Raw genomic sequence first — 19,287 nt, 5'->3', positions numbered from 1 at the left:
CAACGACAGGGAGTGACGCGGTCACTACCACGGTCATTCATCCCGCCCCTCAAGTACGAGCAGACAGTACGGCGAGTGAATCCTTACCATAGCTACCTGAAAGGCCTGATTAACCTGGAATGCATATGACAACGGTAATGACCAACAGAACTCATTTCCGTTGTCATTGTGCTGGTGGAGCAGTAAGAACTTGGTCTGAATCATGAATGACAACGGTAGTGAGTATTCTTAGTCAATACAGTGGTCATTCAAATGCGCCGGGAGCAAATGACAGCGGTAGTGAGTCAAATCACTCATTACCGTTGTCATTGTGTCATGGGAATCAGCGATAAATCCGTACTGACGATGCCGACAATGGTAGTGAGCGGTATGAGGTCTTCTCCGAGAAGCTGCTCTGGAGAGTTGTCGATGATGACAACAGCAGTGAGCTGCCAAGACTCATTGCCGATGTCATGGTGTCATGGGTATCAGCGATTTGTCTGTACCGGCGATTCCGACAATGGTAGTGAGCGGTGTAAGACCTTCCCTGAGAAGCTGGTCTGGAGAGATGTCGATGATGACAACAGTAGTGAGCTATCTAGTCTCATTACCATTGTCATGAGTGGTCACCCCGCAATGACAACAGTAGTGACCGCGTCACTCAATACCGTTGTCATTAAGCTAAACAGGATTCTCTGACGATGTGCAGGGAGGGAGGGTTCCAGGCCGTCATCTGACAGCCCGGAGGGAATGCTAGCTGGCGGGATTGTTCTTTTTCTGGCTTCTAAGGCTGCGAATGTAGTGAAGTTCTTCAGCTGTTAAGTCATGGATGGTTAACGTTTCATCCCCATCAATGGGCTCATCTGGTGGGCACAATTCACCTTCCAGTGGCTCACCATTATTTTTACCCGACGTGCCATTGTTCTCCTCATCAGCATCACCCTCGCCATCACCATCAGGTGGTGGTTGGATATTGTTCAGATTCAAATCAGGATCGCGTTTGTGGATCTGGAAATAAACCTTCCCATCTTTTTTTACTTCGGTGTACTGAAGGTAACCAATGGATGCCAGCTCCTCCAATGCCTTACGTACTGTGGCGTTCTGGCTGTTGGCACGGGTCTTAAGATTTAATCGGTTCTTAAGTCTCGTTAAGGAGATCGGGATTGGATTTGGTGGAAGTGACTCAATGAACGTGTAAAGCGCCTGTGCGCTCTCTTTTTTCGCCAGTTCCTTGATAGCCTTCAGCTGCATCAAAACCTTGTGGTCGTACTGATACAACTCGAATATCTTAGGGTCTATCTGTAGCTCTACCTGATCAGAGTCCGGGTCAAGCAAGGCAGACTGCACCAGGTGCGTCGTATACACCTTTGACGAGTGGGTGCTGGTGAAGGACAACATCACGGATGCCAGCCTGCGTAACGACGCGTCGATACGCTTACGGGATGCGGTAGAGGAACGATAATTTTCAGGGTTACAGAGCTTCAGAAACTCAGTAAATTTGAGGCTGATCTTATCGTTATCAATCGGATGGTTAGCTAGCGTTCGGATGATTCCCATCCACGTTTTGAAGTCAACAGACATATCGAGGCGCTGACCCACGATCGAGATATTGGTGAAACCCTCGCTCTCCATCAAAGAAAGTGTCTGTAGTTCTTTCGTGGCATCAAAGCCAACAGTTTTGTATTCACGACTCTGACGGCCAACGCTTTTTGGTGATGGCACAAACAACCCAAGGCGCATGAGCGCGATAGACTGAACCGTCCTGCTGCTATTAGGACGTAAAATAATTTCTTTACCTGTCTCTCTCTCTGTTACAGAGAAAGCCCTGGTAACCATCTGGCCTTGCTGCTCAGAATCTTTCTCATTGGTCATAGTGGTTTATCGACTGTATTAATCAACAGATTATTGAATACTATCGCCCAAAGCCCTCAGTGTCACTTAAGGGATCTCTGCGACGATCTCAGATTGTGCATAAGTCCAGGCTAAAAAAACGCCACGACTAAATATAAAACTCTGAAATTCACATAAAAACAAATACATACGTAGTTTATCAACAAAGGATCAATTCCGGTGAAAAAGATCCTTTAAAAAATCACTACCATTGTCGCCGCAATCACTACCGTTGTCAAAAAACTCACTACTACCGTTAAAAAACTCACTACCAATGTCAAAATAATCACTACCGTTGTCACCGATTGGCTTCCAGGCCTTGTGCCGTCTGGCTTCCGAGCTGCGGGGATCTCTTGTGATCTATGGGAACTCGTAAGGTACTAATTATTGGAACTACCTTGTGGAAAATGGGGATAAATTCTCTCTTCGAGTTAAATCAACATCGAATAGCTAAATTGTCGAAAATATGTACGGGCATGAAAGGAAAATGCGTATAGAAAACAGTGGATAAGATTTTAATAATTTTGTTTCATCATACAGGTGATAGATGGTATCTATATGAATTATAATAGAAATATACTCAAAACTCTTTAAGAGTTATACCTTCAGATCACACAATAAAACTCACTACCATTGTCACAAATACTCACTACTAACGTCGAAATAGTCACTACCAATGTCATTTTAATCATTACCAATGTCAAAAAAGTCATTACCATTGTCATAAAATGCCCTTGAGCCCAGTAACCATGCGGCTTGCAGCGTACAGGGATCTCTTTTGTACTCCGTTGCACCTTTGGGATCTCTTTATTGGAACTGTCCTGTGGAAAAGTATCTTTTTTGCCTTCGTCAGCTACTGACTCGGTGCTTTACTGATTGTGTAAACAAAACGATAAGAGGCACTCACATGTACGCAACTGCAAAAGAAATTATCGCAAAGCTGCAAAAAATGAACCCTGACGAAAAGGTGCTAGTCCGTGTCTGGTACAAGTCTGATGTTCAGGAGTTAGCAATAGACCGAAACATGCCGCAGGTTTCAGCTAGCGAAGCTGAGTCGACCTTAGCGTTGATAGACCGAACTCACGATGGTGATATCGGTATCAACTGGGATGTTGTTCAGAGTGGTATTGAGACAGTTCGTAGTGGCCAAATTTAAGCAACCGAGTAACAAGGACGTGACTCAACTAATCCACATATCCACCGGGTAGATCAACAGATCGATCCAGATTAAGACCAAATAGAACCAAAAAGATCCCCGCTCCCGCAAACCCGCAGCTGGTAAGCTCTGAAGACCTGCCCCGGTGGGGTTGAGAGGGAAAAAAGTGAGCTCTGAAGGGCTGTCGGTGGGGTTAGCCTGGTAGCTGGTGGTGTTCAAAGGGAATAACGGTGGGATTGGAAGGGGAAAGGAACTTAATTATCAACATCTGCTGTGCTAATGAAAACATCAAATAAAAACATAATCATACGTAACAAATCTCAAAAATAGGTGATCGGTATTCATTTTTTGTCCACACTGGCAGCAGATCAAAAATTTGATGTCAACGACATTTATCCGATTCATCTCTGAAATAACGTATTGATTTAGTACAAATAAAAACCAATACCCGATAAATGGGGACTAAATGACCCCTATTTCTCATGATCAATAAAAATCACCGTGATACATTCGCCCGGACTGGGCATTCCAAGATACCCGGAAAATAACAATAAAACTGGGGGATCCACACGATGAACTCGAATGAAGTTCTTCTTTTCAAGGACGCTATTCCCGACTTCAATCAGCCGTCGACTGGAAAGCTGACGGTGACAAAAAATTCATCAGTACAACCTGTATCACTGCTCCGCCTGGGCGTTTTTACTCCCAGTTGCCGAACAGAGGCAACGGTCACGCTAAACGTGACGGAAGCGCTATCCAGTCTGGAAATTGCAAAACAGGAAGGGTACACGGACATAAAGATCACCGGCCCGATGCTGAATTATTTCCAGGACTTCCGGTGCTGGACAGCAATCGTCCATTCCTTCAGCGTATCGCCTGATGCGCTGAAAGGTAACCGGATTAAAATGCCCTTTAGTGAATTTGCCAAACTCTGCGGCTACCCATCAAAACGCTACAGCACGAAACTGCGCAATGAGATAGCCGATTCGTTGACGAAGATTCGCTCAAAAAGCATTCGGTTTGAGAAGAACCCGGGGATCACCAAGTTCAAAGTAGCCGGGTTGCTGAAAGAGGCGGAATTTGATGGTGAAAGTGATTACATCATCCTGGAAGCCGACGAACGACTCTGGGATTTGTACCGTTCAGATCATCTTACTCTGTTGCGGAAGAAACCCCTGGAGCTACTTACCAGGAATGAAACGGCTCAGGCGCTCTATACATTTTTTGAAGCGCTACCTCAACATCCAGCCCCGATCACCTTTGACAGACTTCGACAGCGTTTACTGCTCAATGGGCGCATTGCCGAACAGAACCGGAAAATGCGAACTGCTCTCGATGTGCTTGCCAGCATCGGTTACCTGAAATTTTACTACCTGGTGGACACCAGCGTACCCACCATTCAGATCACGGATCGGAATCCCAAACTAACAGGTTCCTGATGTTTGAAACGTCTTTTTGCCCGGTTCCGGGAATGTGCTGTCTCATTCCCACCGGTCAAAAACACTAAGTTGACGTTTCCCTCTCAAACCCACCCGTGATTTTGTAGTCGCTAAAGGATAAATAGTCCCATTTACATCTGAAAAGCTGATGGGGCGCGTCAGGCCTCTATTGAATACAACTTGTATTACCATGAAAAATAAAGAAAATAACACTCCTCTTTATAATTACTGCTGTTCGCCTAATCCCAAAAAGATACTTTTTTAATCTGCACAGTTTTTATCGCCGGTGGGAACGAGAGGGAAGGGGAAAATATACCCGGTGGGATTGAGAGGGAAGGCCTGTAGAAAACAACCCGACAATCTTTTGTCGGCTGGAATGACCAGGGTAAATTAAGTTCTGGAGGATAGTTATGACTTCGACATTTGGTAAGCAGCTGAAGCTTTATGCAGACCGGCAAACGGGCGCAAAACGTACTGCTCTTGATTTTCAATATGTGGTTTCGCCTGGTAAGGATGCGTTTCCCACGGTGAACATCACTATGGCTCCGATTGCTGATGGCGCAAAAGAAGCCCAATGGGAGCTTAAGCGCGTCATCCAGCTGAATCGCTATGAATTAACTCAATGTTGCGCGGTATTGTTCGGGCTGGAAAAGGAGATGAGGGCAAACTTTCACGGAACCGATAAAAACAAAGGTTTTACGCTCATCAACAATGGTGCATCCGGCTGCGGGATAAACTTTTCTCATGGTGGGGATATGCTGACGCATATGTTGAACCATGCCCAAAGAATGGAAGTAGGGGCATTTATTCTGAAACGGCAGGCGGATGCGTGGGATATGAGTGTCAGTGACGTTCTTGCACTTTTGCGTCAGTCCGTGGCCATCAAACGGGCATAAGATCACGAAGCAGGTTCAAGAACAGGCTTACCGTACAACAATTTTCAAATCCAAACTGACCCTACTTAACTTCAACTGGAAGGCGCTATGACAGAACATCAGCAGAATAGAAATGTTTGTGAAGTCGGGTTAGCCTGTGAAGCCATGACGATTGATCCCAAAACCATTCAGTCAGCAGTAATGCGTAAAGAAGCCACGCAAGTTGTTATTCCTCACTTTAAGGGGGTTTGTCCTGCTTTTGTCGAATGGGCTGAACAATGCTTACCTGGCGATAAACTTCCTCGTGGGAAATTTTTTAGGTCACGAGAATGGATGCGTCAGTTCACCACTTGCCAGATAAACTACAAGACAGATCATCCAGATGAAGGAAAGTATGGATGGCTTTTTGAAGGAACCAAATATTGAAAAGTTAAGGAGATATGATTAATGCTAATTTATGCCGCAGATCTGATTTTACCCTTAAAAATTCTGCTGGTGGTATTTGTCGTGACTATCATAGGCGCTACCATCGGGTTGAAATTTGTACGCTCCGAAAACAAGATCGTTTGCATGTGGCTCGTGCCAATAGGCTGTCTTGGGGGAATTTTTGCATTGATGATGTTTCCATCAATTACCACAAATGATTTGTTGCTCGGCAAGAGATGGTCGGAAGATTGTCGCGTGGTCGAAAAATACGAACGCCACGCTTTTGAAGCACCGACGAACCGGCTGATTTGTTCGGGGGTTGATGAGCATGTTAATTCAGAAAGTTATGCGGTATTAACGAAAGCTTACCGGGAGCGGGGGGGAGAACTTATTTCGGGATCCCATAGTGTTGAAAACTAGCCTTCAAATCTAATGCTACGGAGTTTGTTAGCGCCAATGATATAAGACGGTAATTCACCATTTGAATTGTCCGCTCCACCCAACATGTTGTTTCCTTGAGGTTCTCACACCAGAAAGGACATCGACATGCTGAGCAGAGAGGACTTTTACATGATAAAACAAATGCGCAAGCAGGGTGCGTACATTATCGATATTGCAACTCAGGTGGGTTGCTCTGAACGCACCGTCAGACGGTATCTTAAATACCCTGAGCCACCGGCCAGAAAGACGCGCCACAAAATGGCCAAACTGAAGCCGTTTATGGATTATATCGATACACGTCTGGCCGAAAATGTCTGGAATGGCGAGGTCATCCTCGCAGAAATCAAAGCGATGGGTTACACCGGTGGTCGCTCCATGCTGCGCTATTACATCCAGCCCAAACGCAAAATGCGTCCGTCGAAGAAAACGGTCCGCTTCGAAACCCAGCCCGCTTACCAGTTGCAGCACGACTGGGGCGAAGTTGAGGTGGAGGTCGCCGGGCAGCGATGCAAAGTTAACTTCGCGGTTAATACGCTGGGGTTCTCCCGTCGCTTCCATGTCTTCGCCGCGCCAAAGCAGGATGCGGAACACACCTATGAGTCGCTGGTTCGCACCTTCCGCTACTTTGGTGGCAGTGTGAAAACCGTGCTGGTTGATAACCAGAAAGCGGCGGTGCTGAAAAATAACAACGGGAAAGTGGTGTTCAACTCCGGGTTCCTGTTGCTGGCCGACCACTATGACTTCCTGCCGCGTGCCTGTCGTCCGCGCAGGGCCAGAACCAAAGGTAAGGTGGAGCGGATGGTGAAATATCTCAAGGAGAACTTCTTCGTCCGCTATCGCAGGTTCGACAGCTTCGCTCATGTTAACCAGCAACTGGAGCAATGGATGGCTGATGTGGCTGACAAACGGGAGCTTCGCCAGTTCAGACAGACCCCGGAACAGCGCTTCGCGCTCGAGCAGGAACATCTGCAGCCGTTGCCTGATACGGACTTCGATACCAGCTACTTCGACATCCGCCATGTCTCCTGGGACAGCTATATCGAGGTTGGCGGCAATCGCTACAGCGTTCCCGAAACGCTGTGTGGCCAGCCGGTCTCGATACGCATATCGCTGGATGATGAGTTGCGGATCTACAGTAATGAGCAGCAGGTGGCATCACACCGGCTCTGTTCAGCATCATCTGGCTGGCAAACGGTGCCGGAACATCATGCCCCGCTCTGGCAGCAGGTCAGCATGGTGGAGCATCGTCCACTGAGTGCGTATGAGGAGCTGCTGTGATGCATGAACTTGAAGCGCTGCTGAGTCGCCTGAAAATGGAGCACCTGAGTTATCACGTGGAAAGTCTGCTGGAGCAGGCAGCTAAAAAAGAGCTGAACTATCGGGAGTTCCTGTACATGGCGCTGCAGCAGGAATGGAACGGCAGGCATCAGCGCGGTATGGAGTCCCGGCTGAAGCAGGCTCGTCTGCCGTGGGTCAAAACGCTGGAGCAGTTCGACTTCAGCTTCCAGCCAGGCATCGATCGTAAGGTCGTCAGGGAGCTGGCCGGTCTGGCGTTCGTGGAACGCAGTGAGAACGTGATCCTGCTGGGTCCTCCCGGAGTGGGGAAAACCCACCTGGCTGTAGCCCTCGGCGTGAAAGCGGCGGATGCAGGTCACAGGGTGTTGTTCATGCCACTCGACAGACTGGTAGCAACGCTGATGAAAGCGAAGCTGGAAAACCGGCTGGAGCGTCAGCTACAACAGCTGAGCTATGCGCGTGTGCTAATCCTGGACGAAATAGGCTACCTGCCGATGAACAGAGAGGAAGCCAGTCTGTTCTTCCGCCTGCTGAATCGCCGGTATGAAAAAGCGAGCATAATCCTGACATCAAACAAAGGCTTCGCAGACTGGGGAGAGATGTTCGGCGATAACGTGCTGGCAACGGCGATCCTGGATCGGCTGCTGCACCACTCAACCACAGTGAATATAAAAGGAGAAAGTTACCGGTTGAAGGAAAAACGCAAAGCCGGAGTGCTGGCTAAAAACGCAACGCCAATCAGTGATGATGAAATGGCGGAAAGCGGACAACAGAAGTGATCAAATAGCGGACATTAAAAATGGCGAAAAACGGCCATAAATCTTGGCGTTGACAAGTTTTCATGAATAATAATCACAATGTTTTTCCTTGCAATGAATTGGGTATGGGTGATTCCAAATCGGAATTGGAAAGACTCCTTGAATTATGTGAATCCACTCCGCAAACAGGCGAGCCTAACCCCCAGATAGCTAATATGCAAGCATTTTGGAATCGATAACTGGTGGCTCATCTCATATCACTGGCTTCAATTTTTGCTCTCATATTCTTAATGGCCGTAAATTTTCCACACTCAACGATGCAGAGATAAAACAGCTAACATCTCTTCGCAATGAGGGGCGAAAAGACGGTTTTGTGGTCAGAATTCAACCTGTTGATGTAACCCCTGAACTTCAGCTTGAAAGGTATCTTGCGTCAAGTTGGGAAAGCGAAATCGAGATTTATAAACGCGTACCGTCGATTGTCGTGATCTGTAAAATCTCAGGTCTGTCTGCATTGGCAGGCTCGGGGAACAAAATGTTTTTAAATATGGATTACTTAAGTTGCGGAACTGAAACTGATGATCAGGATTGCCAGGATTAAGTCACTGATTGGCGGTTGCAACGAGCTTTGGGTTTGTTAGACTGGCCTGACATACCTTCCCCCATCGCGGGGTGCGTTGTCGGAGTATCAAAATATTGTTTTCCCCTATGCGGGGTTTAATTAGTGAGTAGCGACTGCCCGGGTTAGCGCCTGACCCGTGTCAGACTTCTGAAGGATATTTTGATATTAACCGTCCAGCTGGACGGTTTTTTTTCGTCTGTTTTTAATTTGGATAGTGGTATGGGTAGAAAAAAACAATCAAACCGCAGTGTATCAGCGCCAGCTGTTGATGCTGAAAAAGAAATTATCGACCCGAGATGGAACATCTTTTTCTTTGCGGCAATTGACCGACCGTGGGTGCTTAACCCGCATCTTTTTTACGCTGAACAAGCGCAGGAACGTTTGCTGTCGCAGTTCAGTGATGTGGAGATCAGGAGTGAAGCGACAAAGAAAGGCGAGTCATTTATAGAGTCAGCTGGAGACTGGTTCAATCCTGATTACCACGACGAAAGTGACGTATACGAGAATATTGAACAGATTGAAGCTTGCCACTGGGTTGCGTTGCGGGAAATGAAGGTCACGGTCACGCTTTCCCTGACCGCTGGGATGTACCACCAGTTTGACAAGGCATTACGAGATCTGCTTATCCGGGAGGCCAGAAGCTGGCGGTGGCTCGACATGGTTGTGATATCAGATTTGATCTGGAACCTCAGTTTTCCGAGGCTTATGGATTTGATGGAATGGCTGGGTATTGAAGTACGAAACATGCCATGTTTCCCGTTAATCAGTGCATGTCATCAGGTTGTCAACGTTTATAAACATGGAGATGGTGATGCCCACCAGAAACTGGTTAATGCTCACCCGGAGTACTACTCAGTATGGCAATGCGAAGGTTATCCGCAAGAGAGACCAGCTCGCCACGAAGAACTTGAAGTTTCCGAGGAACAGTTTAGAGAATTTGCCGAGGCGATAACGGTGTTCTGGAAGAGTCTGCCGGAAGGACTATCTTATTCGGGGATGGGAAAAGAGCCTAAGTGGTTTGGCAAGGCTTATGAAAAAGTGAAGTGCGACAAAGAAAAACGCGAGCGTAAAGCGGAAGAATAGTGGGGCACTCTAGCCCCACCGAAACAAAAGGAGAGTCAGACAGCCGGTGACGGTTGCCAGCCTGATTGAGTCTGGATCCATTTGCCTACGGAAATCATGTCGTAACCACCGTTCCCGTAGGACGACTTCACTTCTTCTATTTCGACTGGAACCGCCAGCTCGATGGGGCGGAACCAGCCATCATCACCGACTGTATACCGGCCTTCATGTTCCTTGCTCATTTCGCAGACCCGGCTGGGTGGAAGCCAGAAACCTTCATTTGCTCTTTCGGATGCGATACGAATAGCTTCATCCACGGAAGCGACTTCCCGGATGTGTTCGTTATGCGCGTTTGACATTTTGATCAGAAATGACTTCATAGAACCATTTTCCTCAGCTTAGGCCGGTAACGTTAATCGTCGGGGCGGTCGGTAATATTCCGGCGATAGTGTCCTCATATTGTACTCTGGCATGATGCATAACAGAAATTTGAGAGCGCGGGATTGAGAGGCGAAGTAGTTTGATGATAATCGCTGCGGGTGTACTATCAGCCTGATTCCTGGACTGAAGCCGAACGTCCAGCCGTGGTAAAACTGGTGAACGATGTTAACCTGGCATCGAGATATCGAGACCGTAACCATCTGACTGAATAAGGAGCTTTTATGCCGAATGGGAGAGTGATTTTTAACAAAAGAGGCCGATGGGACTGGCTTGATAGCGGTTGTGATATAGATGAGGATGAATTAAAGCAGGAAGAGTGGTTTGTTGGCGATATGTATTATCCGCCAGACTTTGAATACGATACGTCAATGCATGATCACCAGATTACAGAGTGGTTGTCTAAACCTGAAGAGCTGGTGCGGTATGAGCGAGGGCGTTAACTCAATTTGCTTATCTGAACTGGCTACATGATCTTTCAGCGTGGCCATTTCGGTTCTTCACATTTCCCTGACTCCCTCCTGACAGAACCGACTATTTCATCCATGAACCGCAAGAGCGGTAACTAAATGCCATATCGTGTGGCAGAGTGGTTTGCTCCAGTACCCGTCAAAATAGTCCAACATACAAAAACAGGGTAGCCTGCCCCGGGCTTCACCCGGGCCAGGCTACCCGGAGTCGAACCGTTAACCCGGAGTCGTGGGTGAGTAACGTCGAGTGCCCGCCTGAATTCCGTGCGGCCACCAGCATTGGCTTCACCTTTTTCCGACCGACACTTTCGTGCTGGTTTGCGGCCGCATCTTCGCCGGGCCGGAACACCCTGCATTTTGTGCCGGTGGCCATCACCGGTATTAGGATAAAGGGAAGAATATCGGTGATGGATTCCGGGATAATCGCCGGGAAAACCCGGGCAGAATTCACGTACATCACCCTCTATTAGTCCAACATACAAATAAACTTCCCCTTTCTGCCCCTGCGCTTCGCTTGGGGCAGAAAGGGGAGCCGTACCTGAAACCTCCGTGTCGTTTTCAGGATCGGGCCCGTGCCCGGGGTAACCATTCTGCCCGGGCCCACCATTTTAAAAAGAAACCGCCGTGCCCGGTCTGGCCATTTCCCCCGCCTGCGGCAACCGGGCCGTGCCGGTCTTTCCGTCCGGTTCCTGCAAACCCCACATAGGGACTCCGGTCGCTGGATGAGCCATGCGAGAAAATATGAGAAAAAGAGAGAAAAAAAGAGAAAAAAAAGAGGGGCCGGGGGCGCGAGGGTTTCAGTGGGTATTAAGGTCAAGGGCGCTTTGCAGGGTGGACGCGGGGGTGTTGACCCTGATCGCTTTTGTATGTTGGACTAATTTTGCATATATGAAGACAAGAAAAGACGCGCTGCCGACAGAGCAGGTATACTCTCGCCATCAAATGTGCGGCCAGCGGCGGGGGATAGGTAACGACCGCAGGCCTCCGCGACCGGTATCAATGATGATGATGCCCTGCCAGGTAAAGAGTAGTGACGACGAAAGTGAAGGTGAAGAAAACCCGGGCCGAACGTAAGCAGCATAGCCGGGACATGCAGGCCAAACATGAAGCGGAAAAAAAGGCCGCTAACCTGCGTAATATTCTAAAGAGAGACATTCTGGCCACGCTGGGTATCCCTAAAAATCACGGTGGGCGGGCAGCTCTTTCTACATTCATCACCGAGCACTTACTGAAGGGTGAGAGTCAGGTTCAGATTGTTGCCATGCTAACCGGCAGCGAATTGATGAAGCGGGCACAGCTTGCCGAAATCGAGCGCCTGAAGAAGATCACGGAACTGGCCAATCAAACCCGCAGAAACGAGATCACCAACCGGGCGTTTGAGCGCCTGGGTATCACAACCCGGCATCCAATGGGCGATTTAGTGCTGAGCATGGTGCGCGAACTGGCAAACCAGAATTTAAATACCGGTGAGATAGTAGAACGCCTGAATGATAACGAAACCGTACTGGAATCGCGCCGCCTGCACAAAGAGAAGCGAGCGGATCTTGAACGTCAGATTGATGAAGGTATTGCCGAGCGCAAAAAGACCCGTGTTGATATGCGGGAAGTGCTCGCCTACATGGCCCAGAAGAACGGTACAACGTATACGCCTCCCGCAGACACCTGGCGATCTCCTGAACATCCGAATGGCGATTCACCGACCCGGCATAATGGAAAAATCAGAGAGAGCCGTCTGACCGGCGCTGAAAGCACCCAGAAAGAAAACCCACGTCAGTACGGTTTGCCCAACCTGAAAACCAGTAGCGCTTCCATCAACAAGGCCGGAATGAGTGAGGCCATTAAGCTGGTGGGCGGACGTGTGACGGAATTTCGCACCTATCTTTATGAGCATCGCGATACGGGACTACGCGCTGATGTGCTGGCTCGCCGGTTTATGGCTGAGTCAATGCAAGGCAAAAAGATGGTTGACCCTGTGCCGGTCAATGAACCAGATAATCTCCCGGCTCCCACACACGAACCTGCCAAACGTAAATGGACGAAGGAAGAAAAGCAGGAAGCGCGTGACCGTGCGCTGGCCGCAGCAAGCCAGGTCGGAAAGCTTAAAGAAGCGGAAACCAACGGCATTACGCACGATGTAGTGCGAGAATCGCAGCCAGCACCCCAGCCAGCCCTGATCTCCGTCGAAGTTGAACAATCCCGCGTCTCCATGCAGGAACCGTCTGTTGCGCCCCTGGCGCACCCTAAACGTGAAGGCTCTACAACCTGCGTGGTGACCAGGCCGGATCAGGCTGATTTCGCTGCTACCGTCCGTCGAAACTGTAACGACCGCTGCGTGATTACAGGAGCAAGCTTACGCCGCAGGACAGAGGCCGCACACCTGGTAGAGCATAGTGCTGGTGGTCTGGATCACTGGAGTAATGGCTTGCTGCTTCGTATCGATCTGCACCGGCTGTTTGACGACAACGTCCTTGCCATTTGCCCGGAGACGTTGACCGTCCACGTTGACCCTGTCGCGCAGGCCGAAGATCCCGATTTGCAGCAATACGATGGCCATGTGATTACCGGGCTTTGCCGTCCGATAGACCCGGCGAATCTCGTCATGCGCTGGGAGCGTTATCAGCGCCGGTTAGAACTGACCAAGTAAAACCGGTAATCCATCAGGTGCGAATCGTGGGAATGCGCCAGCTCGGTAACCCCACGTCACCGGATTGAACCATCACAAAAAAGGAGCCCACCGGGCTCCCCAAAAACGAATTGTTTTATTGTTCCTGCTTAGTTCTACGTAGGTACTCTTCAGCCTTTATCTTTATTTGCACGAGTTCAGCGTAAAACTCACGTTCCATTTGGTATGTTGGCATCTGAGTATAATACTCTTCCACCTGTGGCCAAATTCGCTGAAGTTCTGCATATAAATCATGGAGAGCTCGGTAATAACTCCAACTTATTGATAGTGTTTTATGTTCAGATAATGCCCGATGACTTTGTCATGCAGCTCCACCGATTTTGAGAACGACAGCGACTTCCGTCCCAGCCGTGCCAGGTGCTGCCTCAGATTCAGGTTATGCCGCTCAATTCGCTGCGTATATCGCTTGCTGATTACGTGCAGCTTTCCCTTCAGGCGGGATTCATACAGCGGCCAGCCATCCGTCATCCATATCACCACGTCAAAGGGTGACAGCAGGCTCATAAGACGCCCCAGCGTCGCCATAGTGCGTTCACCGAATACGTGCGCCACAACCGTCTTCCGGAGCCTGTCATACGCGTAAAACAGCCAGCGCTGGCGCGATTTAGCCCCGACGTATCCCCACTGTTCGTCCATTTCCGCGCAGACGATGACGTCACTGCCCGGCTGTATGCGCGAGGTTACCGACTGCGGCCTGAGTTTTTTAAATGGCGGAAAATCGTGTTGAGGCCAACGCCCATAATGCGGGCGGTTGCCCGGCATCCAACGCCATTCATGGCCATATCAATGATTTTCTGGTGCGTACCGGGTTGAGAAGCGGTGTAAGTGAACTGCAGTTGCCATGTTTTACGGCAGTGAGAGCAGAGATAGCGCTGATGTCCGGCAGTGCTTTTGCCGTTACGCACCACCCCGTCAGTAGCTGAACAGGAGGGACAGCTGATAGAAACAGAAGCCACTGGAGCACCTCAAAAACACCATCATACACTAAATCAGTAAGTTGGCAGCATCACCCTTCTGCCGGGCTAATAACCTGGTCCCGAGCATGAGCCGGCGTGGCAACTGCTGGGATAATGCGGTGGCCGAATCGTTCTTCAGTTCACTGAAAAAAGAGCGCATCAGGAAGAGAATATACAAAACCCGGGATCTAGCCCGGGCGGATATCTTCGATTACATTGAAGTGTTCTACAACCGGGCCCGGCGCCACAGTCACCTCGGCGGCGTCAGTCCGGAGGCCTTCGAACAGGCCTCGTCGTGAGGACAGAATTTGTCTACGGGCGTGGGGTCAGTCCAATCAACGGCTCGGAAGTGTCTAGATTATCCGTGGCGATTCAATTATTCTAAAGTTTTCGACCGCTATACACTCTTATCATTCTTTGTTAATCGTTTATTAAGATAATAAATATAAGGACGAAACCATGAACGATGTCATTCGTGACTTTTTCAAAATGGAATCAGCTGGTGGTATTCTTCTCGTGATTGCCGCGGCAATTGCGATGACCATTGCTAACTCACCGCTGGGCGAAACTTATCAATCTGTACTGCATACTTATGTATTTGGTATGTCAGTTTCTCACTGGATTAATGACGGCCTAATGGCTGTTTTCTTCTTACTCATTGGCCTTGAAGTTAAGCGAGAGCTGCTTGAAGGTGCGTTAAAATCAAAAGAAACCGCAATTTTCCCTGCGATTGCAGCGGTTGGCGGTATATTAACTCCTGCTCTTATTTACGTAGCCTTTAATGCCAACGATCCTGAGGCGATTTCTGGTTGGGCAATTCCAGCGGCGACAGATATCGCTTTTGCTTTAGGTATCATGGCGTTATTAGGTAAGCGTGTACCAGTAAGCCTAAAAGTGTTCTTGCTGGCGGTTGCTATCATCGATGATTTAGGTGTAGTTGTTATTATCGCGCTATTTTACACCGGTGACCTGTCGACCATGGCGTTGCTTGTTGGCTTCATCATGACTGGTGTCCTATTCATGTTGAATGCGAAGGAAGTAACAAAACTTACGCCATACATGATCGTCGGTGCGATCTTATGGTTCGCGGTGCTTAAATCTGGTGTTCACGCAACATTGGCAGGTGTAGTGATTGGTTTTGCTATCCCACTAAAGGGAAAGCAGGGCGAACATTCTCCACTTAAACATATGGAGCACGCGCTTCACCCATACGTGGCATTTGGTATTCTGCCTCTATTCGCATTTGCCAATGCGGGGATTTCGTTAGAAGGCGTATCGATGTCAGGTCTAACTTCAATGCTGCCACTCGGTATTGCTTTGGGTCTACTGGTTGGTAAGCCTCTAGGTATCTTTACCTTTAGCTGGGCAGCGGTAAAAATGGGCGTTGCTAAGTTACCTGAAGGCGTTAACTTCAAGCATATCTTTGCGGTATCTGTGTTGTGTGGTATTGGCTTTACAATGTCTATCTTCATTTCCTCTTTAGCGTTCGGAAATGTAAGTCCTGAATTTGATACCTATGCTCGACTCGGTATCTTAATGGGTTCTACGACAGCAGCATTACTTGGCTATGCCTTACTGCACTTTTCTTTGCCTAAGAAAGCGCAAGCGTAAGATAAAAATGAGCTATTTTGTAAAGCCTCCCAATCGGGATAACACCGATCAGTTAAGGCATTGATCAGTTGAACGATCCTACGGATGGTTAACAATACCCTCAGTACACTAATTGCTGAGGGTATTTTTGGCACTGTTGCAAATAGTCGGTGGTGATAAACTTATCATCCCCTTTTGCTGATGGAGCTGCACATGAACCCATTCAAAGGCCGGCATTTTCAGCGTGACATCATTCTGTGGGCCGTACGCTGGTACTGCAAATACGGCATCAGTTACCGTGAGCTGCAGGAGATGCTGGCTGAACGCGGAGTGAATGTCGATCACTCCACGATTTACCGCTGGGTTCAGCGTTATGCGCCTGAAATGGAAAAACGGCTGCGCTGGTACTGGCGTAACCCTTCCGATCTTTGCCCGTGGCACATGGATGAAACCTACGTGAAGGTCAATGGCCGCTGGGCGTATCTGTACCGGGCCGTCGACAGCCGGGGCCGCACTGTCGATTTTTATCTCTCCTCCCGTCGTAACAGCAAAGCTGCATACCGGTTTCTGGGTAAAATCCTCAACAACGTGAAGAAGTGGCAGATCCCGCGATTCATCAACACGGATAAAGCGCCCGCCTATGGTCGCGCGCTTGCTCTGCTCAAACGCGAAGGCCGGTGCCCGTCTGACGTTGAACACCGACAGATTAAGTACCGGAACAACGTGATTGAATGCGATCATGGCAAACTGAAACGGATAATCGGCGCCACGCTGGGATTTAAATCCATGAAGACGGCTTACGCCACCATCAAAGGTATTGAGGTGATGCGTGCACTACGCAAAGGCCAGGCCTCAGCATTTTATTATGGTGATCCCCTGGGCGAAATGCGCCTGGTAAGCAGAGTTTTTGAAATGTAAGGCCTTTGAATAAGACAAAAGGCTGCCTCATCGCTAACTTTGCAACAGTGCCCTCAGTCGCAATAAACCAGTCAGCCATGTTAGTTCCTTATTGAGAAATCCCGCCTACCATCATTCATTTTTAGCAGTCCCTGCCACTGTTAAAAAAAAGGAGGGGCTTAGCTGTAGCGGCTCGCGTTTGAAATCGGCCGTGCTCGCATTTGACACCGGTTTCGGCTCGAATTAACTGCAAATGACGGAGCGCACATGCTCTCAATATCTGCAAACGAGCTTGCAGTCGATGGCGCCAGCTCGCATTTCACCGCCGTCGGCTCACGCTAACTGCAAATGATGGCTTATATCGGCAAGCCCGCCGCCAGCATGCGCTCGCGGATCTCGGCCGTGTGCTTTGGTTCGAGTTGGTTGTTGAGCATCGCGCGAATCTCGGCCGACTTGGCGTCGAACTGTTCGGTCATGGGGGACCGCAAGGATTCCTACGTAAATGAGTTTAGCATTTCATTTCTCCCAGAATAAGCGGTGATGACGCGCCATTCAGCAATGTTTCAAATGTTGGTTCTAGTTACCGCACTACCGCCTGCCGGTTAGAGCAAGTTTTTTCGGGGTTGCCGTCCGGATCGCGGCAACAGGCTTGCGTGCAACCGGGGTGGGCGCGCGTATGGCAACAGGCTGCGTGTTGCCACTTCGCGTTGCCTGTGCACCGGAGACCAGTTTGAAACTGTCGACCAGCTGGGCCAGTTTTCCTGCCTGGCTTTGCATTTCCTCGGCAGCGGCTGCCGCTTGTTCGACCAGCGCCGCATTTTGCTGCGTCACCTCGTCCATCTGCGTGATCGCTTGATTGACTTGTTCGATTCCTTCGCTTTGTTCCTGGCTGGCCAAGGTGATGTCGCTCATGTAGCCGGCAACCTGTTTGACTTGTGTGACGATCTCATCCATCGTCTTGCCGGCATCGTCGACCAGCTTGCTGCCAGCCTCGACTCTCTCGACCGAGTCGCTGATCAGGGACTTGATTTCTTTGGCGGCGCCTGCCGAGCGTTGTGCAAGATTGCGCACTTCGGCGGCTACCACCGCGAAGCCGCGGCCCTGTTCGCCGGCGCGCGCGGCCTCGACTGCTGCGTTCAAGGCCAGGATGTTGGTCTGGAACGCGATGCCGTCGATGACGCCGATGATATCGACGATCTTGCGGGAGCTTTCCTTGATTGACCCCATCGTGCCGACCACCTGGCCGACCGCCTGGCCGCCTTTTATCGCAGTTTCGGATGCAGACGCAACCAGTCGGTTTGCCTCGCGTGCATTGTCGGCGTTCTGTTTCACGGTGCTGGTCAGTTCTTCCATCGAGGAAGCGGTTTCCTCCAGTGAGCTAGCCTGCGATTCGGTGCGGGCCGACAGGTCTGCATTGCCGGTTGCGATTTCCGCGGCGTCGCTATTGACGACATCGGTCGCTTCCTTGATCTGGCCGACCAATAGCTTCACATTAGTTTGCAGCACGCGCAGCGATTGGATCATCTGCGCCAGCTCATCGTCGCCATTGGCGTCGATCTTGGCGCTCAGGTCGCCCGCGCTCATCCGTTCGATGTCATGCTTGACGTTTTGCAGCGGCACGACGACGGCGCGGTACAGCAGGAATCCAGACACCAGGCCCAGGACGATGCCGAGGATGGAAGCGGCGCTCGACCATGCGTCGAATTGCTTGTTTCCAGAAGCCGAGAAGACCAGGTTTGCAATGAACAGAAGCGTCAGCAGCCCGGACGACAGCATGATTTTCGATCTGATCGACAGGATCGCCAGCCAGTCGAAGCGCCGGAAGAATGAGCGCGCGACGACCGAGCCTTCGTGCACCTGAAGTTCGTTGCTGCCACTTTTGATCGTGCGATAGGCTTTGTCAGCGGCAGCTACCTGCTCCCGGCTGGGCTTGACGCGAATCGATGTGTACCCGACCATTTTGCCGTTTTCCAGCATGGGCGCGACATTGGCCTCGACCCAATAATAATCGCCGTTCTTGCAGCGATTTTTCACCAGGCCAGTCCACGCTTTGCCGGCCTTGATAGTGCTCCAGAAATCTTTGAACGCCTCAGCCGGCATATCCGGGTGACGCACGATATTTTGCGGCGATCCAATTAGTTCTTCTTCCGAGAAGCCGCTGATAATGCAGAAATCCTGGTTAACGTAGGTGATATTCCCGCTCAAATCAGTCTTGGAAACGATCGTTTCCGTGTCCTTCAAGATGTACTCGGAATTTGTTACTGGCATGTTGGTTCGCATTGCTTGCTCCCTGGACGGTGTGTTCTATT

18 protein-coding genes and 2 pseudogenes are annotated in these 19,287 nt (G+C 49.7%); 14 read left to right on the top strand and 6 right to left on the bottom strand.

Features of this window, described 5'->3' with window-relative positions; all coding sequences use genetic code 11:
* Positions 1 to 732: 732 nt before the first annotated feature.
* Positions 733 to 1,851: a RepB family plasmid replication initiator protein gene (locus E6P06_RS01060; protein ID WP_016241547.1), complete on the bottom strand. Its 1,119-nt coding sequence runs from the start codon at positions 1,849 to 1,851 to the stop codon at positions 733 to 735.
* Positions 1,852 to 2,776: 925 nt separating this feature from the next.
* Between E6P06_RS01060 and E6P06_RS01055 the strand changes: the two genes are divergently transcribed.
* The 9 genes from E6P06_RS01055 (at position 2,777) to E6P06_RS01015 (ending at position 9,965) form a co-directional block, all read left to right on the top strand.
* On the top strand, positions 2,777 to 3,025 hold the full coding sequence (locus E6P06_RS01055; protein ID WP_016241546.1) for a hypothetical protein: 249 nt from the start codon (positions 2,777 to 2,779) through the stop codon (positions 3,023 to 3,025).
* A gap of 572 nt (positions 3,026 to 3,597) precedes the next feature.
* Positions 3,598 to 4,464: a RepB family plasmid replication initiator protein gene (locus E6P06_RS01050; protein ID WP_008786567.1), complete on the top strand. Its 867-nt coding sequence runs from the start codon at positions 3,598 to 3,600 to the stop codon at positions 4,462 to 4,464.
* Between the two features lie 410 nt (positions 4,465 to 4,874).
* On the top strand, positions 4,875 to 5,360 hold the full coding sequence (locus E6P06_RS01045; RefSeq protein ID WP_007372340.1) for a hypothetical protein: 486 nt from the start codon (positions 4,875 to 4,877) through the stop codon (positions 5,358 to 5,360).
* A gap of 87 nt (positions 5,361 to 5,447) precedes the next feature.
* Positions 5,448 to 5,765, top strand: a complete 318-nt coding sequence (locus E6P06_RS01040; RefSeq protein ID WP_009651680.1) for a hypothetical protein — start codon at positions 5,448 to 5,450, stop codon at positions 5,763 to 5,765.
* Positions 5,766 to 5,786: 21 nt separating this feature from the next.
* On the top strand, positions 5,787 to 6,185 hold the full coding sequence (locus E6P06_RS01035) for a hypothetical protein (RefSeq protein ID WP_016241545.1): 399 nt from the start codon (positions 5,787 to 5,789) through the stop codon (positions 6,183 to 6,185).
* Positions 6,186 to 6,311: 126 nt separating this feature from the next.
* The gene (gene istA, locus E6P06_RS01030) at positions 6,312 to 7,484 is read left to right on the top strand and encodes an IS21 family transposase (protein WP_048213832.1); all 1,173 of its coding nucleotides are present in this window, start codon (positions 6,312 to 6,314) and stop codon (positions 7,482 to 7,484) included.
* Positions 7,484 to 8,281 carry an IS21-like element helper ATPase IstB gene (istB, locus tag E6P06_RS01025; protein ID WP_048213831.1) on the top strand — a complete coding sequence of 266 codons (798 nt, stop codon included), beginning with the start codon at positions 7,484 to 7,486 and terminating at the stop codon, positions 8,279 to 8,281. Before istA ends, istB begins: the two co-directional genes overlap by 1 nt.
* A gap of 205 nt (positions 8,282 to 8,486) precedes the next feature.
* The gene (locus E6P06_RS27810) at positions 8,487 to 8,861 is read left to right on the top strand and encodes a hypothetical protein (protein WP_223226822.1); all 375 of its coding nucleotides are present in this window, start codon (positions 8,487 to 8,489) and stop codon (positions 8,859 to 8,861) included.
* Positions 8,862 to 9,101: 240 nt separating this feature from the next.
* On the top strand, positions 9,102 to 9,965 hold the full coding sequence (locus tag E6P06_RS01015; protein WP_016241543.1) for a hypothetical protein: 864 nt from the start codon (positions 9,102 to 9,104) through the stop codon (positions 9,963 to 9,965).
* A gap of 35 nt (positions 9,966 to 10,000) precedes the next feature.
* Here E6P06_RS01015 and E6P06_RS01010 read toward each other — a convergent pair whose 3' ends face one another.
* A complete protein-coding gene (locus E6P06_RS01010) occupies positions 10,001 to 10,324 on the bottom strand; it encodes a hypothetical protein (RefSeq protein ID WP_007372343.1) in 324 nt (107 codons plus the stop codon).
* A gap of 282 nt (positions 10,325 to 10,606) precedes the next feature.
* On the opposite strand from E6P06_RS01010, the gene E6P06_RS01005 reads away from it, so the two are divergent.
* A complete protein-coding gene (locus E6P06_RS01005) occupies positions 10,607 to 10,825 on the top strand; it encodes a hypothetical protein (protein WP_007372345.1) in 219 nt (72 codons plus the stop codon).
* 211 nt (positions 10,826 to 11,036) lie between these two features.
* On the opposite strand, the gene E6P06_RS27535 is transcribed toward E6P06_RS01005, so the two are convergent.
* Positions 11,037 to 11,303 carry a hypothetical protein gene (locus E6P06_RS27535; protein WP_016241542.1) on the bottom strand — a complete coding sequence of 89 codons (267 nt, stop codon included), beginning with the start codon at positions 11,301 to 11,303 and terminating at the stop codon, positions 11,037 to 11,039.
* 579 nt (positions 11,304 to 11,882) lie between these two features.
* Here E6P06_RS27535 and E6P06_RS00995 point away from each other — a divergent pair.
* The gene (locus E6P06_RS00995) at positions 11,883 to 13,496 is read left to right on the top strand and encodes an HNH endonuclease signature motif containing protein (RefSeq protein WP_007372347.1); all 1,614 of its coding nucleotides are present in this window, start codon (positions 11,883 to 11,885) and stop codon (positions 13,494 to 13,496) included.
* Between the two features lie 297 nt (positions 13,497 to 13,793).
* Here E6P06_RS00995 and E6P06_RS00990 read toward each other — a convergent pair.
* Positions 13,794 to 14,491, bottom strand: a protein-coding gene (locus E6P06_RS00990; RefSeq protein WP_095033700.1) for an IS1-like element IS1B family transposase whose coding sequence is annotated in 2 segments (ribosomal slippage) — positions 13,794 to 14,242 and positions 14,242 to 14,491 — 699 coding nt in all. Because the reading frame shifts where the segments join, the coding sequence is not laid out codon by codon here.
* A gap of 56 nt (positions 14,492 to 14,547) precedes the next feature.
* Here E6P06_RS00990 and E6P06_RS00985 point away from each other — a divergent pair.
* The 3 genes and pseudogenes from E6P06_RS00985 to E6P06_RS00975 form a co-directional block, all read left to right on the top strand.
* Positions 14,548 to 14,790: pseudogene (locus tag E6P06_RS00985) on the top strand (IS3 family transposase); the annotation flags it as partial.
* A 160-nt stretch (positions 14,791 to 14,950) separates the two neighbouring features.
* Complete coding sequence (gene nhaA / locus E6P06_RS00980; protein WP_001000602.1) at positions 14,951 to 16,102, top strand: Na+/H+ antiporter NhaA; 1,152 nt, start codon at positions 14,951 to 14,953, stop codon at positions 16,100 to 16,102.
* Positions 16,103 to 16,294: 192 nt separating this feature from the next.
* A complete protein-coding gene (locus tag E6P06_RS00975) occupies positions 16,295 to 16,999 on the top strand; it encodes an IS6-like element IS26 family transposase (protein WP_001067855.1) in 705 nt (234 codons plus the stop codon).
* A 335-nt stretch (positions 17,000 to 17,334) separates the two neighbouring features.
* Here the strand turns inward: E6P06_RS00975 and E6P06_RS00970 are convergent.
* Positions 17,335 to 17,454: pseudogene (locus E6P06_RS00970) on the bottom strand (AAA family ATPase); the annotation flags it as partial.
* Between the two features lie 112 nt (positions 17,455 to 17,566).
* Positions 17,567 to 19,258 carry a PAS domain-containing methyl-accepting chemotaxis protein gene (locus E6P06_RS00965; protein WP_139934922.1) on the bottom strand — a complete coding sequence of 564 codons (1,692 nt, stop codon included), beginning with the start codon at positions 19,256 to 19,258 and terminating at the stop codon, positions 17,567 to 17,569.
* Positions 19,259 to 19,287: the final 29 nt, after the last annotated feature.

This window comes from Citrobacter sp. CF971 (genome assembly GCF_006385635.1).
GTDB lineage: Bacteria > Pseudomonadota > Gammaproteobacteria > Enterobacterales > Enterobacteriaceae > Citrobacter > Citrobacter freundii.
This window is presented reverse-complemented; position numbering and strand designations above follow the sequence as displayed.